Genomic DNA, 20256 nt, shown 5'->3' on the forward strand with positions numbered 1-20256 from the left:
CTTCGCGGTAGGGGCGCTGGGCGTCGAAGCGTTCTTCTTCCCTCAGGCGCGGAATCACCTGCTGGGTGATCCACTGGCGGATGCCGCGGTTTTCCGGGTGGTAGTAGAGGATCAGCACGGCATAGACGCCGGACTCGCCGATCAGCAGTTCCTGCTCGAAGTCGCCATGGCCGTTGCGCATCCAGGCGCGTTGCAACTGGTCCTCGTCCAGATTGCGCTGCACCCGTTCGGGGAGATGCGCGTGGTTGATCAGCCGGGCCAGGTCGCTGGCGGCAAACCAGGGCTCTTCATCCAGCAGCACGGCGCGCAGTTGGCGCTTGTGGCGGACGAACCGGGCGGGCATCAGGACTTCGGCGTCCGGGGGAGGGGCGGGGTAAAACTGGGGGAAATCGGGCATATCCATTACCTCTGCTTGATTAAACAGCTTTCCTAGGGCTGTTGGCGTCGGGAGCTAAGAAACCCCAAGCAGAGGGCCGGGCGTATTCCCCTTTCGGGTCTTGTATTAGCCCACTCCCGACAGAGCAGAGTTTGTGCGTGCGCGAGTATGCCGCAGGCACAAAAAAGCCGCTGGACTATCGGGAGCGGTCTTGCCGCTGCTTGAGTAAGCGTTTCTTAGGCGCCAGAGACAGAGGCTATGGGCGGAGCGGGGGAGGGGCAATGCCGTTGGGGTGTGGGAATTGGCTGATCAGCGGCCGCGAAGGGGGGCGTGGCAGTGGATACCAGAAGTGTTTGGATTGGACCTTGTGTAGAGCGAGAGTCCTTGAGGTGGATTTCCGCCTTGGGCCGGCGGATCAATGGCGGAAACGGGGATCTTGGCTTCAAACGTTCAGCGCAGCAGATTGGATCCTTGGCCCCGCCCCGACAACGGTCGCGGGAGCGAGCTATAACGATACGTAGGCCGGTGGGTGTCAACACCACGCGTTCCGGCCCGGAGACTCGGAGGCGGCCTCACCAATCTACCGATCGGCTTTTTATCGACAGAGGCGAGGGTAGGCAGGGGACTTTCAGACCTGGACCGCAACCAGGGCACGAGGGTAGCTGTATGCCGAGTGACATGAGCGGGGGCTGTGGCCAACCGCCGGCGCGGTTAGAGGTCCGACTTCTTGGTGGAGTCGAGATAATCCTGGACGGCCGGCGTATTCGCGCCTTCAACTCGCTCCGCTTGCAACGGTTCCTGGCGTTGATCGTGTTGCGAAGAGACCCGCAACACCGCTCAAGACTCGCGTTCGAGCTTTGGCCCGACTCCGACGAGCCACAGGCGCGCACCAATCTCAGAAAGCTACTCCACGACTTCCGTCATTCCCTTCCCGATATCAGTAAGTTCGTCGAGATCGACAACGAGATTGTGTGGTGGATTGCGACTGGGCCGAGCGAGGTCGACGTGCTGAGGTTCCAGGATGCCATGACCGCGGGTGATTTCGAGCTCGCTGCGCGCCTCTATTCGGGCGATCTCCTACCAGCTTGTTATGACGACTGGGTCCTGGACGGGCGAGCGAAACTTCGAGCGCAGGCGTATGGGGCTCTCGTGCGGCTGACAGAAGAGGCTGCGGAGCGCGGCGACCACAAAACCACGCTCAGGTATACCCAACGCATCATCGACCTTGAGCCAACCGATGAAGCAGCCGTTCGAATTCAGATGGAAGCGTATCTCGCGCTTGGCGATAGAGCCGCTGTGCTGCGCGCCTATCACCGGTACGCAGAGGCGCTTGAGCGTGACCTCGCGCTGGCTCCGGGCGAGGCGATCAGAGCCATGTACCAACAGCTCCGGGCTGGAACACTCAACCGTGACGAGGTGCAGGGCAAGGACCTGTCACCCGTGGCCGAATCGCCTTTCGTCGGCCGCGAACTCGAATGGAAGCAGCTCAACGAGGCATGGAACGCGGCACGGGCGGGTCGGGCACATTTCTTGTTGGTGACAGGGGAACCGGGGATCGGAAAGTCGCGCCTCGCGCTGGAGCTCTGCCGCCGCGTTCGAGCAGAGGGACACGTGGTGGCATCGGCTCGTGCATACGAGGCTGCGGGCAGACTGCCGTGGGGGCCCGTCGTCGACCTGCTTCGATCGGATGCTCTCCGAAGCCACATTGACACGCTCGACACGGTCTGGAGGGCCGAGCTCGCTCGTCTCCTGCCCGAACTCCGCGACGCTTCCCTGTCGTCTGGACCGAGCCAGTCGGGCGACCTGGCTCAGCGCCATCGGCTGTTCGAGGCTGTGAGCCGAGCCATCGTAGTTGGCGACCGCCCGCGCTTGCTGATCATCGACGATCTGCAGTGGTGTGACGCCGAAACCATTGAGTTGATCGGTTTTGTCGTTCGTTGCGGACAGACGGCACCGGTCCTCATCGTCGGTACTGCCCGCTGGGAGGAGATCCCACAGCATCATCCACTCGTTGGACTCATCGACGCCTTGGGCCACGACCAGGCAGCGACCACCGTTTCACTCGACCGACTTGACGAAGCCACCACTTCGAGGCTCGCTGCTCGGCTGCGCGCTGAAGACAGGATTGATCCGAAACTGGCCGCACGACTCTGGAGCGAGACCGAAGGCAATCCACTCTTTGTCATCGAAGCTCTTCGAGCCGGGATCACCTCTGATGGAAGTCAGGCAGTCCTCACACCGACGATGCGGGCGGTGCTGCGCGCCCGACTGGGCCAATTGACTGACGGCGCTCGGCGACTAGCCGAGGTGGCGGCCGTCGTCGGTCGGCCATTCTCGGTCGGTCTGATGGTCTCGGCCAGTGGGACCGATGAGCGCGAGCTCGTTGATCAGGTCGACGAACTTTGGCGTCGTAGGATCATTCGTGAACAGGGGCTCACGTACGATTTCAGTCACGACAAGCTTCGGGCGGTTGCCCTGGAGATGATCAGTCCGGCTCGTCGACGTCATCTCCACCGGGCCGTCGCCGAGGCGATCGCGGTCGAACTCCACAACGACATCGACGCGGCCAGCCCGCAGCTGGCCGCACACTACGACCAGGCCGGCATGGTCGAACCGGCCATCCATGCCTACCGGGTGGCGGGGGGCCGAGCGGTGGCCGTGTCGGCCCTGGAAAAAGCGGTCGCCCTGTTTCGGCGCGCGCTCGCGCTACTCGCCGACCTGCCACCGTCACCCGAGCGCGATGCATTCGAACTCGACATCCGGATCGCTCTCGGATCTCCCCTTGTTGCGCTCGAGGGTTATGGCTCCAAGGGGGCGCACCAACTCTACGAGCGAGCCCTTTCGCTTTGCCGCACGCTTCACCGACCCGTGGACTCGCCGATCCTCCGTGGTCTCGGCCTCGCCCGACTGCAGGGCTGCCGCTTCGACGATTGCGATGAACTCGCCCAAGCCCTTCTCGACGATGAGCATCATGATCCGATTGCCAGGACAGAGGGCCAATATCTCCTCGGCGTGAGCGCGTTCTGGCGGGGCAATCTGGCCAGAGCCCGCCACTATCTCGATGGCGCTATCGAAACCTATCGCGTGTCCCAGCGCGACGAGCATCTGGCGTTGTACGCCCAGGACCCGAAGGCGATTTGCCTCGTACGGCTGGCCTGGGCCGAGCTATGGGCTGGAGATGCCGGCCGGTCCGACAAGACAGCCCGGTCTGCTCTTGAGATCGCCGTGGATCTCGATCATCCGATGACGCTGGGGTACGTCATCACTTACGCGGCGATCATCGCGGCCGAATCCGAAGATCTCGCCCGCCTCGCCGATCTCCTCGGGGATGCCGACCTTCTATGGAAGCGTTTTTCGGACCGCTACCTCATGGTCGTCCTGGAGGCCCTTCGGGGCTGGCTGGACGTGTGCGGGGGATCGGCTGGTGGCATCGAGAAGATCGTGCAGTCGGTGGCACGCTCGCGTACGGAAGGGGAGACCCTTCATCTGACCTACACACTCCTTCTCCTCGCCCGGGCCCGCGGCATCGTCGGCGAGTTCCGCCAGGGACGAGCTGCCACACGCGAGGGGATCTCATGGTCACACCGTTGCAACCAGCGCTACCTCGAGGCCGAGCTGTGGCGAGTCGACGGTGAGCTGGCTTATCGCACCGGGGAAACCGAAGCCGCCGCCGCTTCTTTGCGCAGTGCCGTTGAGATCGCCAGCGCTCAAGGTGCGGGCTGGCTGGGGCTTCGGGCGCTCCACTCTTTCGCCAGCCGATTTCCCGATGAGACGCTGCGTCAGCAACTTGGGGGCCTCCTCGAGACCATTCCGTCGGGCCATGATCTCCCGGCGTTCCGGGCAGCAATCGGCTTTCTGAGCGAGTCCGGTTGAGAGGGAACGCTTCGGGAACGCCTGAGGGAGCAACCTTGGCAAGACGAAGCAGAGGAGCACCCGGAACGGAGGAGCACCCAATGAGAGACACAATCAAGGCATTGACCGAAGCGGTACGCGGTCGCGTCATCACCCCGTCCGATCCTGGCTACGACGACGCTCGCGCTGTCTACAACGCCATGCACGACCGTAAACCCCGCGCTGTCATCCAGTGCGTGGATTCGGCCGACGTGATGGCCGCGGTCACGGCTAGCCGCGACGCTGGCCTTGACCTGGCAATTCGTGGTGGTGGCCACAGCGTTCCCGGATTCGGCACGGTGGACGACGGCTTGGTCATCGACCTGTCGAGGATGAACAACGTGTGGGTCGACCCGGTCAAGAAGATCGCCCGGGTTGGGGGCGGCGCGACGTGGGGTGATGTCGACCATGCGACCTACCCGTTCGGCTTGGCAGCGCCCGGCGGGATCATCTCGACGACCGGGGTTGGTGGCCTGACGCTGGGCGGCGGCATCGGCTACCTGACCCGCAGCGTCGGTCTCTCCATCGACAACCTGCTGGCGGCCGATGTCGTCCTCGCCGATGGTCGGCAGGTCACCGCAAGCGATTACCAGAACGAAGATTTGTTCTGGGCCTTGCGCGGGGGCGGCGGCAATTTCGGTGTCGTCACCAGCTTCGTGTTTCAGCTCCACGAGGTCGGTGACATCGTGGGCGGCCCGCTGTTCTTCGAGTTCAACGATGCCGCGGCAGTCCTGGAGTGTTACCGCGAATACATCGCGGAGGCGCCCGAACAGCTCGGATGCTTTTTCGGCTGGCAGATTGCTCCTCCTCTGCCGTTTATCCCCGAAGACCGGGTCGGGGATCTGTTCTGTGTACTGGTCACGTGCTGGAACGGTCCACACGAGGAGGCAGAGCGAGTCCTCAAGCCACTACGCGACGCTGCCGAAGTGAAGGCGGAGCAGCTCGGCGTCATGCCGTTCCCGGCCCTGCAAAGCGCCTTCGACAGCCTGGTTCCGAAGGGCATGCAGCATTACTGGAAAGCAGACTTCATCACCGGGCTCACCGACGAGGCGATCGCTGCTCACGTCGAGCATGGAAAAAAGACACCCAACATAAGCTCGAGCATGCATCTCCATCCGATCAACGGTGCGGTGCATCGGGTCGGCGCCAACGAGACTGCGTTCGGTCACCGGGACAAGAGCTTTGCCCCGGTGGTCGTGGGAATCTGGTCGGACCCTGCTGACAACGAGGCCAACATCAAGTGGGTGAGGGACTACTACGCCGCTATTCATCCCCACTCGGGCGGCGATGGGGGCTACGTCAATTTCATGTCCAGCGACGACGATCACCGTGCGCCCGCAAACTATGGCGCCAACTACGAGCGGCTCGCAGCAGTGAAGGCGACCTATGACCCGGACAACCTCTTCCACATCAACCAGAACATCGCTCCGGCGAACGGGAGCTGAGCATCATGGCTTTCATCCAGTTACCCGGTCTCCGATGGCTCTTCCAGGAAGTGGCCGTGCGGCTCCAGTCGGCCGATTCTGTTGAAAAACTCCCATCGAGATTTCTGCCCACAAAAGTGCATTGCTTACGCTGAAATCTGAGCCATTTCCGGGGCAGAACTGCCTTGGATTTCACGTAGCAACGCGCAAATCAGCCGCTTTTTGGCCTATGGATAGGCGACTCTGGCCAACACCGACTTTTTCAACAGAATCGGCCAGAAGGAGACATTCGTTTGCGTCGGGATGCCCCCTATCCAGTCGTCAGGCATTAAGCACTGTTGAGATGGTCGCGTATGAACTCGATGAACCGCTGGGTCTTCGCGGGAAGCAGCCGTGTTTCGGTCAGTGCGTAGACCGAGATGCGCCTGCGACTACGACGAGCTGTGCCACATCCTCGAAGGCACCGTGCGCCTGACCGATGCGGACGGCGTGGCGAAGACCTTCGGGCCGGGGATTCGTTCGTGGTGGCGGCGGGGTTCAAGGGGACCTGGGAAAACATCACGCCGGTGCGCAGGTGTATTTCATTCTCGGATGAGTTCGGCCCGGGCGGATAACGATGACAACTTTGCCGTCGACTACCTGGGCCTGCCCGGCCCCAGCTCCGGGTCCGTCACCCGTGGATCAGGCGTGCGCCCGGCCCTGGCAAGCCGGGACGACGCGTCGTGCGAGCAATCAGGCCTGCGCCACGCGTGGGAGCGCCGGCAGCCCGTACGTCAACGCAAGCTCCAAGGCCGGTTACAAGGGGTATAACTACCGGAACAAAAGGTGGGTCAACCCGGATAGGCCCTCCAAAGGCAGCGCCTGGGAAATCCTGGGGACCTGTCAGTAACAGGAGCACGGCGAGCGTGCGCGAAGCTCGCTTGGGGCTACCGCCGGCAACGACAGTCCCAGTTGGTGTTTCCCGGTTGCCCGGGCCAGGCGTCCCCGGGCCTGATCGGCGCCAGCGGCGCGGAGCGACGTGATGAGTTCCAGAGCATGGCGATGGGCTCGCAAGAGCCTTCTTGGCTGCATCGAGCTGGCCTTGCTGGTCGCTCCACTGTGCGCCAGCGCCATGTTCAAGTGCCAAGCCAGGGACGGAACCATCAGCTACACCAGCCAAGCCATCGCCAGCGCCCGCTGCACTCGCCTGGAGGGCATGGCGGGCCCCGCTGTCGGCGCCAAGGCAATGGCCCTGCCAAGGCTTGTGCGGGACGACAACTCAGGCGCGGTGCGGATTAGGGTGTACACCTTCGTCCACAAGGGTATTCGTCAATATGTGAGCCGGCGCCCCGTGGGGATCTCCGCACGGGTCGATGTCCTTGAGCTCTATTACATCAAGGGCTGCTATCTGTGCATGGCGCCGAAGGATTTCAAGGTCGCCTCACTGCGCCTGGACACCCTTTCCTATCGGCGGGAGATCGAAGCCGCTTCGGGTCATTACGGTGTCGATAGGGCGCTGGTCCGCGCAGTGATACATGCCGAATCGGCGTTTCGCCCCAACGCCATTTCCGAAGCCGGCGCCCAGGGGTTGATGCAGTTGATGCCCGCCACCGCCGAGCGCTTCGCCGTGGACGATCCGTTCGACGCGCGACAGAACATTCGTGGCGGCGTGCGCTACCTGGCCTGGCTGCTCAAGCGTTTCAACGGCAACCTGGTGCTGGCGTTGGCAGGTTACAACGCCGGCGAAGCGTCCGTGGTCGAGTACAACGGGGTGCCTCCCTACGCCGAGACGCAATCCTACGTTACCCTCGTGCAGTCCTTGACCGAACGCTATCGCAACCATCGCTAGTACCGTAGGGCGCATAACCCGGAATAGGTTATACGCCGGCCCCTCCACGGCGGATAGCGCTGGCGCGTTATCCGCCCTACGCAAGCAATCAGGTTACGCGCTCGATCAATACACCGGGCGGGGAATGGCTCAACCGAACTTCCACGCTCCCCGGTAGCTATCGACCCGAAGCAGTCACTGTCTTGCGTTCAGGAGAACTGACAGGCTTTAGCCATGGCAGGGCAGAATACGAATTTTTCATTGCTTCCCTTCAATATTTTTCTCGTATTTTTCCAGCCTATTCATCACCGCCTGGTTGTTTGTGTATTTCTTCTTCAGCTTTTCAATAGCTTGGTCGGAATCTTTGCAGTAACGCTCAAACTGGCTAGTGATGAATGCTCTTCGTTCTTTTTCTTCGACTGAGCCCCCTTCTGGCCATGGCTCTCCACGGAAATGCTCACACAACTCCCGGCGTTCAATGTATTGCGCAACGTCCGACGGGTACCCTTCTGCTGCCAATGAAACCCCCGCCCACAGGACACAGATTAGTAAAACCGATTGAGGCGCCATTGCTTTCCTGACTGATTGACATCGACTGGAATAAATCACCCCGGCGGGACTCATGGACATCCTTCCGGGGTGAACGTATTCCTCCGTTCTGCAACGCGGTGTTTGCGAAGGGGCGGGGGACTGAGGCTCATATCCGTTTCTGGCCGTTTCTGCCGATCGTTACCGGCAGCAGTCGCCACGAAGTGCCTATGGAATCTTGGAATTTAGCTATATCACCCCGTACTGGTGTGAATCTTCCAGGCAATGAAGGCCGCGAAAGGCGCCAACAGCACCAGGCTACCTAGCGCCACGGCCCAGCCCCAAGCAAAACCGCTTTCACCCTTGAAGCGGCCACCGGTCAGCGCCTTGAGGATGAACACACCGATGCGATGGGCCAGAACAGTGAAAAGGATGTCAGAGAGGAAGTCCATTTTGTCGCCTTGTTTTTTGTTGAAAGTCGGACTTCGACCCGAAGCAGTCTTCGCTAACGATTGAACTCACAGGCCTGGGCAGCCGTTCGGGCAGGTCCGGCGGCATGATGGGTCAGCCCGAAAAGAAGTACTTGCCTTTGATTTTCCTGGGATTGACGAAGGCGAAGTCTGGAAAGATTTTTCCTCGGACGTACCAAACAAAAGCCAGGATAGCGATACTTATAGCTAATGCGATAGAGGTTGTTGCCGGACTCGATGTAAACCCCTCAAGCGATCTTGGGAATTGGAGAAGCGCAAGGAGTATGTATGCGTTGTAGGCGCCGACGCGGTGGTTGTAGAAGCCCCATACCAAAAGCAAGGGAATCAAGGTCATTGAAACACCCATAACCCATTTGGCCGTTGGCCCTATCCTGGCGCCGATATCCAATCCCAGAAAGAATGCAATCAAAGCCTGGGCGAGCATTATCGTGATGAGAATATTGACCTTGCGATCGTGCTCATCACAACGAATTGGATCTGCATACGAGGCTATAAAGTAGGCAAGGTGACTGTCCTTCACACCCCGCCCGGAGAATTGTGAAAATACTTCCGATTTTGCAGTGCCGGCGGCGAGTAGCTCGCGAACTTTTTCCTGAACCTCCTTCTTGCTCAAAGTTGAATGTGAAGTGCTTTCTATTTGCGTCAACTTGACAGATTTCTTAGCCGGAAACACCAGGACAGCTACAGCCCCGATAAAGGCTAGTGTGCCCAAGAAAACGCCGAAGTAAAAAACCCCACCTAGTGAGTGAGTACCTGGCCTCACTCTACCCGGCGTTGCAGGGTCGACAAGAATTTCGATCACTTTTCCTTCCCTGAGTGTTGCAACTGATCTTTCGACCGACTCCAGCTTGGTCTTGCAGGGGGTCTGCGATATTTCGAGCGGATAAGTGTATTGCTGTCCGTTCAACTCAAAGGTCACGTTAACCAGAGGGCAATAGGTCATACCCTTACTGCGCATCTCCTCAGAAATGGAGACAGTGGCGACAGTGGCATTCAACTTCTGCCAAGTCTTCGTCTCGTCCACCTCCTTGTACGAGGAAAGAGATACGAGAAGGCAGAGCAGGGCAAAGAAAAATAAAACAACGAACAGGGCCGTCCTTAGCAAGAAGGTCTTCATAAGGCTCCTTGGCCAACGTGAAATGGAGGTCAGTTGGGAAATGACACCTTGGCGGCAAGTCCCCCTGCGCGCGGTGTAATGATGCACTGAGGTTAGTCCGTAGATATTCAAAAGCAATGCAACTTCCCGCGCTTCCGCTCCTGGCCGATTACTGCCATTCGCCAGCGGCGGCTATGGGTCGACTTCTGCCGGTCACAACCGGCCGATTCTGTTGAAAAAGTCGGTGTCGTCGCGATTCACTCATTCGAGGCCGGAAATACATCCGATTGAGGCGTCGCTATGGGAAATCTGGAGCAATTCAGTGTTGACGCTGGCTCAGATTTCAACGTCAGCCGCTCACTTTCGCGGCCAGACATTGCGGAGGGAGTTTTTCAACAGAATCGGCCGAAAACAGACGTTCAAAGCAAAAAAATAAATCTGTCCCTTTGGCCGTCAGTGAATCGTAGGGAAACGCTCTTTCACCAATGCCTGAGCCTGATGGGCCATCTGGTCGAGCAGGCGGTCGCGTTTTTTCTCGGCCGCGCTCATGGCCTTCTTGCCGTGTTGCTGCACCAGGTAAGCGTGGATCTGCCGCACTTCCTTGGATTGGAATATCGGGGCCAGATCCTGCACCGCCACCATGCCGTCCGAGCGGTGATCGCGGGTGTTCAGCAGCACGTGCGGCCCCTGCGCTGCCAGTACCTGAAACCCCATCGACTCAAAGGTCGGCACCTTGTTCGCCACGCAGGCCAGCTCGGCGTGAGGCCGATGCTTGACCATCTGCTGCAACAAGGCCCGGGCAATACCGCGTCGGCGGTGGCTGGCCTTGACGGCCATATAGGCCAGAGTGCAGGCCTCGGCATCATCCTGGCTCGGCAGGTACAGGGCAAAACCCAGCACCTGGGAGGGATCTTCATCATCCAGGGCCAGGATCAACCGCGCGGTGCTGTCCAGAGAGCTGTTCATGGCTTGCAGATACAGGTGCACCTCGTAGCCAATCACGTACTGATACAACTGATAGAGCGGATTGCTGGGCGTCAGCGACACCGGGCTGATGTCGCTGAAGTAGTCCACCACCATTTGTAGAACCTGACTCTTCAGGGATTCGGGCGGCGATGTATCCAGGCTTACAAGGGTGAACATCTGAAGCTGGCTCCGGGCGTGCCCGATTCGGGGAATCGGCGCTGGCGCCATTGTAACGCCCGCGAGCATCGAGCGTTCCCACCGCATTCGCATGGGCGCGCTCAACCAGCGGGATATAGTCCTCATGCGCGGCGCTGTGAATCAATCGATTGTTTACGTCCGTTTTCGACCGAAGCTGCCGGTGGGAACCGGCAGAAACCGGCCAAAAGCGGACGGTTTGGCTTAGAAATTAATCTGTCCCCTTTCCCAATCCCCTTTACCGTGGACCTCTTTTCCACGCCTCGACACTGCCCTAGGCCACCAAGAATTTTGCTCACTTTGCCGAACCGGCTACTCTAGGTGAGGCAATTCGCCAGCATGCGATTGCTCAAGGTCAAGGCCGTCGTAACCGCCGCCTCGCACCTCCAATTCTGAACCTATCGCGGCTCTCAGCAGGCCGCAATTTCTCCATGGAAGTGAGACATGATCGAGTCGATTAGCCTGTCCAACATTGCTACTTATAGCCCCGCAGCCTCCCAAACCATCGCGAATCTCAAGAACATCAATTTCTTTTACGGGGCGAATGGTGCGGGCAAGACCACCATTAGTCGGCTCATCAATAATCCCGAGATTTCCGAAGACTCCAAGATTACTTGGCTGCGGAATACCCCAATCACGGCGCTGGTCTACAACAACGACTTTATCAAGGATAACTACAAGGACTCCGAAGACCTCAGAGGCGTCTTTACACTGGGCAAAGCTGAGAAAGAACAGCTTGATCGTCTCAAAGAGTTCCAGGCAGAAAAGCAGCGTCACCAACAGCAAAAAAATAGGGCGGTGGCAATGCTGGATGGTGAGAATGGCAATGGTGGTAAAAATGCAGAACTATTGGCTTTGGAAACAAAATTTCTTGCCCGCTGTTGGGATCAAAAGCAAAAGCACGACAATGATTTTCAGGGTGCTTTTACAGGCGTAAGGAATAGTAAGGAAGGATTTAAGGCTCGCGTATTGCAGGAGAGCACGAGTAATCAGTCAGCCCTAGTCGATCTGGCCAACCTAAAAGAGAGGGCGTTGGTATTATACGGCGACGCACCTTCGCCGATGAACTCTGTCCCTAATTTTGATCTGTCTCGCTTGATCGCTTTCGAATCCAGCCCGGTTCTGAAAAAGAAGGTGATAGGTAAAGAGGATGTAAGCATTTCTGCTCTTATCCAGCGACTCAATAATAGTGACTGGGTTCGTCAAGGTATGAGATTTTTGGAGCACTCGGATGAACAGTGCCCCTTCTGTCAGCAGGGTATTTCTCATGAATTCGAGCAAAGCCTGACTAGCTATTTTGATGAAGCATTCGAAGCGGATACCAAGGCCGTATCAGATTTTCGCTTGCAGTATTTCCGAGGGGCGGACGAAATTCTAGCTCTGGCTGATAACATACTCGCCACAGATTGCATTCATCTAAATAAGGAAAAGCTTGATCTTGATTTTCAGGCTATGAAGGCTATTGTTCTTGTCAACAAAGGGCGAATTGACAACAAGATTTCCAGTCCGAGTATGGAAGTCGTCCTCGAAAGTCTTGAAGGCCTTCGTCAAGGTATTGAGGATGTTATTCATTCTGCTAATGTGAAGGTCTCGGAGCATAATCGCTTAGTCGCGAGCTTTACCGCTGAGCAAAAGAAGCTGACCGCAGAGGTGTGGAAGTACATTCTGGAGGTTGAGCTCAAAACTCCTTTGGCGGACTATAATGATGAAAAATCTCGCCTACAAAAAGCGATTAATGGAATCGCGGGGAGCCTTGAGAAGGCACGGCAGGATATTGCTCAGGCCGATCTAGAGATCGATAAGATAGAAACATCTCTAACGAGTGTTAAGCCCACGGTCATTGCCATTAACAAAATTCTAAAGGACTTTGGGTTTCGTAGCTTTTCTCTCGATCCGGCCTGTGCAGGAAATTCCTACCGGCTTATTAGGGCTGATGGTTCGGACGCCAAGACCACGCTTAGTGAAGGTGAAAAGACGTTCGTTACCTTCTTATACTTCTACCATCTGCTCAAAGGTAGCATCACCACATCCGGTATCACCACTGACCGTGTCGTGGTCATTGATGATCCTGTTTCCAGTCTCGACAGCGATGTGCTATTCATCGTAAGTAGCTTAATCAAACAACTATTTACCGAGATTAGGCAGAAGGGAAGCAATCTGAAGCAAATATTTGTGCTCACTCACAATGTGCATTTTCACAAAGAAGTCACCTATAACCAAAGCAGGAAGCCTGGCACCTCTCTCGGCGATGAAGGGTTCTGGATCGTTCGTAAGCCAGGGAATTACTCGGAAATCGAATTCCATCCAGTTAACCCCGTCAAAACCTCGTATCAGCTACTGTGGAACGAACTGAAGAAAAAGCCCGTACCAGCCCTCACGCTCCAAAACACCATGCGCAGAATTTTGGAGAATTACTTCAAAATCCTCGGCGGTATCGACACTCAGGCGATTGTGGCGCGGTTTGAGGGGCATGAGAAAGTTCATTGCCAGTCGCTCATTAGTTGGGTAAATGACGGATCGCATTACGCTCCTGACGAGCTCTACGTCGCTATTGGTGACGCTATGGCTGCCAGCTACATGAAAATCTTCTTCAAAATCTTTAAAGTCACAAACCACATGGCCCACTACGAGATGATGATGGGTGATGACTTCGAGGACCTCGATCCTGATGAAACAGATCCGGAGACAGAGGCAGGGCTCCCTGACAGTGAATACCAACTCGCCACCGTCGTCGAGAGTCCCCCGTCACCTATCATCGTAGACGTGCCAATCGAGTCTGTGAGGCCGAATCTAAGTACGGCCCCTACGGCGCCCATTGACGTGCCGACGCGTAGCCCTGAGGAGCCGGATTCAGACATACCGTTCTGAGTTTCATATGAACCTGACTTGGTGTGTTAGAAAACCTCGCACACCAAGGTGGAGGGCACGTTTGTAAACTATCTAGTCAGATGATCTGTCTGCTTTTACCACGACAGGCGTACAACATCGGACGGAAAAGGGGACAGATTTATTTTCTCTACTCTAGACGTCCGCTTCGGGCCGATTGGCGGGGGGTTACCTCAGGTCGAAACAATCTGCAAACTGGCATAGTCGGAGCAGGACTGGAAGAAGACTGGAGAACTAGTAGCATTCAGCTGACTGAATCGCTGCCGATTGAGTGCTGCAATTTATTTAGCAGGCGGCGAAATCGTTATTACATTAATTGGCGTCTATTTCTTGTGAGGCCCCGATGGGCACAGTTCAATTGTAGGACTTAGAACTTGCTACGCTTTCCGCCGCGCACCCGGCACTCCCACGAGAGTACTTCACCTACCTCCGTGACGTCGGCTGGGGTGAGACAGTCAGTGGGCGCATGCTTTACAGCTGACCTATCCTGCCCCAAGAGGTTTACGGCCCTACCTTCGGCCGGACGGATATCGTTTTGTTAGGCGATGATTTTCAAGGCTACTGTTTCGGCTATGACTGCACGGCATTAACTTACGGCGAGGTGACTCCAGACGGGACTTGGCAGACCTGGCCCACTGACAAGGGCCTCCTGCGCTATGTCGGGACCTAAAAGTTTGGGTGAAAAACGGAAAAGGGGACCGGAAAAGGGGACAGATTTATTTTTTCTACTCTAGAGGTGTCTGGGTGTAGGCAGGGTTAGAGTAAAGAAAATAAATCTGTCCCCTTTTTGGTCCAACACCTGAGGCGCTTGCAGGCGTCGTAGGTTGGGCTGAGGCACGAAGCCCAACGATACGGAGTCTCGATCGGGCTCCGACCTTGGGCCTCGTTCCTCGGCGCCAACCTACCGGTGAATCAGCCGATCACCTGCGGCGGACGTTGCAGGAGGTTCGGGCAATCGCGCAGATGCAGCCACGCCTTGCCCTGCCAGTGCAGCACCTCGATGTCGCGGTCCTGCCAGCGGATCACTTCGCGGTAAGGGCCTGTGGCATCGAAGCGTTCCTCCTGCCGTAAACGGGGGATCACGTGCTGGGTGATCCATTGGCGGATGCCACGGTTTTCCGGGTGGTAGTAGAGGATCAGCACGGCATAGACGCCGGATTCGCTGATCAGCAGTTCCTGCTCGAAGTCACCATGGCCGTTGCGCATCCAGGCGCGTTGCATCTGGTCTTCGTCCAGGTTGCGCTGCACGCGTTCGGGCAGGGGCGGGTGGTTGATCAACCGGGCCAGGTCGCCGGCGGCAAACCAGGGTTCTTCATCCAGCAACACGGCGCGCAGCAGGCGCTTGTGGCGGACGAATCGGGCGGGAATCAGGATTTCGGCGTCCGGGGGAGGGGCGGGGTGAAACTGGGGGAACTCGGGCATATCCATTACCTCTGCTAGGTCTCAATCAGCTTTCTTAAGGCTGTGGCGCCGGGAGTTAAGAAACCCCACCTAGAGGGCCGGACGTATTCCCCTTTCGGGTTTTGTATTAGCCCACTCCCGGCAGAACAGAGGTTTTGTGCGGGCGCGAGTATGCCGCAGGCACAAAAAAGCCGCTGAGCTTTCGGGAGCGGTCCGGCCGCTAGGTGAGTAAGCGTTTCTTAGGCGCCGGGGACAGAGCCTATGGATGGGGCGGGGAAGGGGCAATGCTGTTGGGGTGTGGGATTTGGCTGATTGGACTTAGCGAAGAATGACCCCGCGTAGGGTGGATGACGCTCTTCTCATCCACCAGACGGAGCCAATCCCGAACTCACTCGCCCCAGGTTCCCGCGTCGTCCCCCAACGCAATTCCCGACCAATTCATCGGGTAAATCCCGTCCCGCACCGCTCGATGAAAGCTCGAATACGGCCAGTCCCGCACGCATTGCACATGACCATGCTTCACCGGATTGAAGTGGATGTAATCGAAGTATCGCTGGTAATCGAGGTCGTCGCGGATCAGGTGTTCCCAATAGCGACGTTGCCAGATTCCCCGTTCGCCGCGCTTTTGTTGGGCATCGGTGCGTTGTTCCGCGCTCGCCAAGCGTTTGGAGAAGGCGAACTTGATCGCCTTCCAGCGATCCGCATAGGCCCTGTCGCCGGGAGGCAGCGTCCAGAGGCAGTGCATATGCTCGGGCAGCACCACCCAGGCATCGATATGGAAGGGGTGACGTTGCTTGACCGCGCGGACCACGGTGCGCAGCAGGTCAATTTCACGCACCAGCAGATTGTCGCGGCGGTCGCGCAGGTTCACGGTAAAGAAGTACGTGCCGCCCGGCATCCGTGCACGGCGGTAATTGGACATGACTCCTCCTTGAGTCGTTGGGCCCGGTGCCTCGGAGGGCGGTGGATGAAAAGAGCGTCATCCACCCTACGCGAGGCTGGGCGTTTATATCTAGGCTACCTCACGAGTTAGCTGCTCTTAACTTCGCTTATTTCTACAAGATAATTAATGAAGGCTGAGCAGCTGACTAGCATGAACTTTGCATCGGCCTTCCCGATTTTGGACTCTTGGAGAAGCGCATGTCGAATGCCCTCAGCGTCACTAGTGTAGCCATATAGAGCGGAGAATGCAGACTTCAAAGCCTCATGAAGCTTTCCGCTTTTTTCTAGTGTTTTCAATGCTTGGCCTAGTGTCGCCTTAGCGTCACCGGTGAGGGATTTTGCCAGTGATTCGACAGCGGATATGGACTCTTTTATGGAATTTCTGTAGTCGGGATTTGTTCTGTCGTTTAGTAGAGAGAGTGCGGATCGAAGATGTTCATTTACACTTTCTGATGGTGAGGAGAGTGCTTCTTCTACGCTGTCGATTTCTTCTTTTGAAGTTATTTCGGTAAGCTCGCTTCTTATGAATCGATAAGCTGAATTTTCCCGCTCCAAGTATGCGTTACATAATTTTATGAAGCTTTCTTTAAGGTTTTTTGGGCAGTAGTCAGCTATCGCTTCAATAAAATCTAAAGCTTCATGCCATCGACAGGTAAAAAAATATTTACGGAGATCTTCTTTTGTGTCGCTGAAGTAAGTTGGGATTCTGTCTACAGGTTTTTTAAAAAGATGGAGCCAAAGGCACGTTATTAGGGACGATAAATTTGATGAATCTGTTCTGTCGGCGTATCCGTATGTAAATTCTACATTGTCAAATACCGCCAGTACTACAGCGCTCCAAAGGCTGTTTTTTAGCTCTTGATCAATGGATTCTCGCTGTACAAGCTTCTGGTGGGGAGTGATTCCGAGCTTCTGGGAGAAACGCATTTATTCGGACTCCTAAGATTAAACCCCGCACAAGGCGGGGTTTCTCTTTTCTATCGCTACCCCGAACTTCCATTTCAGGCAAAGCGTTTATTTTTTCCTAATGTCTTGACCCCTCCAGTGCCACCAAAAAATGCAATGCTCACCGTGGAAAAGCTTATTGTAGAGGGGTTGTAATCACTAGATTGAAACGAGATGTGCAACAAAAAAAGGAATTTATTCGAATTGATTCGGCTAAATAAGAAACTGCTTAATGTGCTTGGTGGCGAGAAGTAGGGGGCCGCGTAGAGAATCAACTAGCGCTCGCAGCAGAGGGGAGAGAAATGCAGGAGGAAGGGCAGACCTGGTGAGCGCGAGTGAAGATCCTAGCGTAGAAAAAAGGACAGAATCGAGCCTTGCCAAGGCTCCTAGGTGATAGCGTTGGCTAGGTGTTCTACGTCATTACGGCGGATCAAGGTGAAGTTCAGAATTCCCCCGCATTCACTGGGAGGAACTGCTTGAAGTGCACCTGTTCTTAAGTAGTAATGAATACGGGCTGTTGTGACATTTAAGAATTTTGCCGCTTGGAGCGATGAAAAGAAATCGTAGAGGTGGTCTCTCATTCTTTGAGCATCATCCTTATGAATGAAAACATAATTCATAATTCTAATCACGGGGACGTAGTAGCAAGAAAGAAATCTTCGGGATAGTTCGGCGCAATTTATCCCGAATTCTTGGGATAACTCCTTCAGGGTGCAATGGTTGGATCTCCATTGTAAGGCTGCCACTAATTGCAATTCATTGATTTTTCTCTTCATGCCGTTCGCGTCAGTAAGGTCAACTTCGATAATCTTGCATTCAATAAGTTTCTTGATAACAGAACATTGAATGTTTAGCTCTTTAGAAAGGAAGCGGATGCCGCTAGGATTTACTTTGCGGTCGTCACGTGCCCTTATGCTAAGTAAAAAGTCAGTTATAATTTTAGTGTCGCTCTTAAGGTAGATCTCTCCCCATCTACGATAAGTTTTTCCATGGCCGGACGATAGTGTTCGAAATGGACGTACGTTTGCAAAATCGAATAATTCAGCAAGGGCGGCTGGATTTATCTTTAGTTGCCTAGCTAGGCTGCCGTGAAAAACGTACTGTTTGGCAAAAAGCTCGAGCTCAGCTGTCGGGATGACTCGTATAAAGTCTGGAGGGATTCGGTAGCAGCTTAGCAGGTTTAATTTAACTGCTAGCGTTATTTGCTCGCCCGACGCGCCAAGGAATTTAATGGAACTCCGATAATTCGTATATTCATCCTTTCGGAGCGTTGAAGATGGAATGATTGTATTAAAGCTTAGGATTGAATTTAGTCGTCTATTAAGGCTTTTGCATAAAGAGTTACAGCTATAATATTTGGTTGCCTTGTTTTTGGTTAATGTAAATTTTTCCGCGGCAAGCTGCTCGTACATTCTCGTGTGAGAAAGTTTATAAGCTAAGCATAGTTCATTCAATGTTAGTCGTAGTGTATGGCAGATGCATTCTGGGGCGCACTCCTCCGGGTATACTTGAGTATGGTTTTTCACGAATTCTGCAGCAACATTGCTGAGTAGCTGGTCTCTTGAACATAGCCAGGACGCGCAATAGGCTAATGGGTTTAATGAAGGAATAAGTTTCTTTCTGGTCAGCAAGTGGTTCAATAATTCATTTGTGTCTCCACCCGCAATTCTGGCTGAAACTCTTATGTTTTGGGATCTGTCATAGGCAAGCTCAGACTCATTGCTGATAATTTTTAATATTTTAATGAATCGATTAATGAATAGCTGATCGCCTCTAGTGGTATGTTCAATAAATGTTCTGGATACTTCTATGTCGCCAGGGGGTGCGGTTGCGGTACGAAAATCGAAGCCACATTTGCAAATGCAATAGTTAAGTTTTGTCCAGTCAATCGGCTTGCCACACTGGGGGCAGGCCTCTATATATTTGGAGCCGTGAATTGGACAGGCGTCAATCCATTGGAGGTGGAAGCTTTTTTCATAAAATCCATTCTTCGCGCACTCGGGGCAGATTCTAAGCTTAAATGATAATTGCCTGTATGGAATGAGAACTTCATTAAACTGAACGTTTGGCTGCCTGCTGTCTCCGGTGAACCCAAAGAATGCCGATTCAAAACGAGCAGAGTGCCTCTTATTTGAGTGCTCCATAATATACTGGATGAACGTGGATTTCGTCAGTTGCCAACCACTCGTCCTGACATCCACTGCCAAATCGAAACCGACGGCTAACGCATGCACACTTAAGTACCCATTGCCGGCCGCTGTTCTCATTAATACGCTGATAGGACTTTCATCCTCATACGGTAATGCAACGAATGTCATTTCTGACATTTTCTTTGCCCCTTGATGATGTCATTAAGTTCCTGCATATCCAGGGTGAAGGGGTTAACGGATGCGAGTCGTGTTCGTAGTAGCGTGCGATTAAGTGCTGTGCTGAAATCACTAGCTAGAAGTGTTCTATCTGCTCGTTTAAGTGAAACTTTTAATGCCCGCTGTAAAAGGAATCTCATGGCTCTCATGTTGCCTCCAGTTGCAACAAAAATAGCCATCTCGAGTTTCGGGTCGGTGAGGCAGGGGACTGACTCATAATAGTCCCAGCTCACTATTTCGCTAAGTAGGGTGCTGAGCATTGTTCGTAATACTGAGCGCGACGAATCGATTGAGCATGGTAATGGCTTAAGCTCTGCTCGAAGTGGGTATCTAAGAGAGAGTTGTTTGTTGTTCTCTACGATTGTCGCGCATGCGGGAAGGCCGACCAGAATTACCGGTTTGTTAAATTCGTTGCAAAACCCATTGATCCAGTCGCAAACTTTGTCACGTGTTGCTTCTTGGCCTTTTTCGAGCAAATTCTGGAGTTCGTCAAAGAATACTAGTTCAGTCTGACATTCCCTTAGTCTTGTGAATAGTCGATGCTCTAGAACTGGGCGGTGCTCAACATTTTTGTTCGACCCAAGTTTTCCGAGCATTGCTGAGACCAAGTGCTTTAGAGTAGTGTCGGCCGGCACTCTGCAGTACAGCGTAGGAATAATCGAGTTGACGCTACCCTCGGTCTCCCTGAGTTGGGGCGGAGGATACATTGATATCAGAGTGTTGCAGACGGTGGTCTTACCGGTGCCAGAATCACCCGTTAACACAACTCCAGATTGCTCACCTCGCTCCAATGTGAGTTCGATACTTTCTTGGAGCAATTCGAGTGCTTCATCAAAATCAGGATGACTTGCTGCATAGGTTTTGAATTCAGTAAGTTTTAGCTGGATATCGACTTCCATGACCGCCGCGCCCTCGTGCTAGATGGAGTTGAAGTTTCAGGTT

General features: G+C 55.0%; 14 protein-coding genes and 1 pseudogene. 4 read left to right on the forward strand and 11 right to left on the reverse strand.

The annotated features are described in order from the left end of the window. The coding region (locus E8F11_RS17580; protein ID WP_280290134.1) for a Bro-N domain-containing protein at positions 1–397 on the reverse strand (397 nt) is incomplete at its 3' end. Between the two features lie 645 nt (positions 398–1042). Between E8F11_RS17580 and E8F11_RS17585 the strand changes: the two genes are divergently transcribed. Then, positions 1043–4249: an AAA family ATPase gene (locus E8F11_RS17585; protein WP_280290135.1), complete on the forward strand. Its 3207-nt coding sequence runs from the start codon at positions 1043–1045 to the stop codon at positions 4247–4249. A gap of 80 nt (positions 4250–4329) precedes the next feature. Further along, positions 4330–5712 (forward strand): FAD-binding oxidoreductase, encoded by a 1383-nt coding sequence (locus tag E8F11_RS17590; protein ID WP_280290136.1) that lies wholly within the window; start codon positions 4330–4332, stop codon positions 5710–5712. 307 nt (positions 5713–6019) lie between these two features. Here the strand turns inward: E8F11_RS17590 and E8F11_RS17595 are convergent. Continuing rightward, positions 6020–6112, reverse strand: a pseudogene (locus tag E8F11_RS17595) (LysR family transcriptional regulator); the annotation flags it as partial. 600 nt (positions 6113–6712) lie between these two features. Here E8F11_RS17595 and E8F11_RS17600 point away from each other — a divergent pair. Beyond that, positions 6713–7519, forward strand: coding sequence for a lytic transglycosylase domain-containing protein (locus tag E8F11_RS17600; RefSeq protein ID WP_280290137.1), 807 nt, complete (start codon positions 6713–6715; stop codon positions 7517–7519). 237 nt (positions 7520–7756) lie between these two features. Here E8F11_RS17600 and E8F11_RS17605 read toward each other — a convergent pair whose 3' ends face one another. The 4 genes from E8F11_RS17605 to E8F11_RS17620 all read right to left on the reverse strand — a co-directional run bounded on the left by E8F11_RS17605 (position 7757) and on the right by E8F11_RS17620 (position 10756). Further along, positions 7757–8122, reverse strand: coding sequence for a hypothetical protein (locus E8F11_RS17605; protein WP_280290138.1), 366 nt, complete (start codon positions 8120–8122; stop codon positions 7757–7759). A 158-nt stretch (positions 8123–8280) separates the two neighbouring features. Continuing rightward, positions 8281–8478 carry a hypothetical protein gene (locus E8F11_RS17610; RefSeq protein ID WP_280290139.1) on the reverse strand — a complete coding sequence of 66 codons (198 nt, stop codon included), beginning with the start codon at positions 8476–8478 and terminating at the stop codon, positions 8281–8283. A 112-nt stretch (positions 8479–8590) separates the two neighbouring features. Further along, positions 8591–9634 carry a DUF3592 domain-containing protein gene (locus tag E8F11_RS17615; protein WP_280290140.1) on the reverse strand — a complete coding sequence of 348 codons (1044 nt, stop codon included), beginning with the start codon at positions 9632–9634 and terminating at the stop codon, positions 8591–8593. Between the two features lie 432 nt (positions 9635–10066). Next, a complete protein-coding gene (locus tag E8F11_RS17620) occupies positions 10067–10756 on the reverse strand; it encodes a GNAT family N-acetyltransferase (RefSeq protein WP_280290141.1) in 690 nt (229 codons plus the stop codon). Positions 10757–11218: 462 nt separating this feature from the next. Here E8F11_RS17620 and E8F11_RS17625 point away from each other — a divergent pair, with 462 nt between their 5' ends. Then, positions 11219–13642: an AAA family ATPase gene (locus E8F11_RS17625; protein ID WP_280290142.1), complete on the forward strand. Its 2424-nt coding sequence runs from the start codon at positions 11219–11221 to the stop codon at positions 13640–13642. A gap of 930 nt (positions 13643–14572) precedes the next feature. On the opposite strand, the gene E8F11_RS17630 is transcribed toward E8F11_RS17625, so the two are convergent. The 5 genes from E8F11_RS17630 to E8F11_RS17650 form a co-directional block, all read right to left on the reverse strand. Beyond that, positions 14573–15082: a BRO family protein gene (locus E8F11_RS17630; protein WP_280290143.1), complete on the reverse strand. Its 510-nt coding sequence runs from the start codon at positions 15080–15082 to the stop codon at positions 14573–14575. Positions 15083–15449: 367 nt separating this feature from the next. Further along, positions 15450–15983, reverse strand: a complete 534-nt coding sequence (locus tag E8F11_RS17635; protein WP_280290144.1) for a transposase — start codon at positions 15981–15983, stop codon at positions 15450–15452. A 107-nt stretch (positions 15984–16090) separates the two neighbouring features. Then, a complete protein-coding gene (locus tag E8F11_RS17640) occupies positions 16091–16930 on the reverse strand; it encodes a hypothetical protein (protein WP_280290145.1) in 840 nt (279 codons plus the stop codon). A 404-nt stretch (positions 16931–17334) separates the two neighbouring features. Next, on the reverse strand, positions 17335–19266 hold the full coding sequence (locus E8F11_RS17645) for a TniQ family protein (protein WP_280290146.1): 1932 nt from the start codon (positions 19264–19266) through the stop codon (positions 17335–17337). After that, on the reverse strand, positions 19263–20213 hold the full coding sequence (locus tag E8F11_RS17650; RefSeq protein WP_280290147.1) for a TniB family NTP-binding protein: 951 nt from the start codon (positions 20211–20213) through the stop codon (positions 19263–19265). Before E8F11_RS17650 ends, E8F11_RS17645 begins: the two co-directional genes overlap by 4 nt. Positions 20214–20256 lie beyond the last annotated feature (43 nt).

It is taken from the genome of Pseudomonas sp. BN417 (assembly GCF_029871205.1).
In the GTDB taxonomy this organism is placed as follows: Bacteria; Pseudomonadota; Gammaproteobacteria; order Pseudomonadales; family Pseudomonadaceae; genus Metapseudomonas.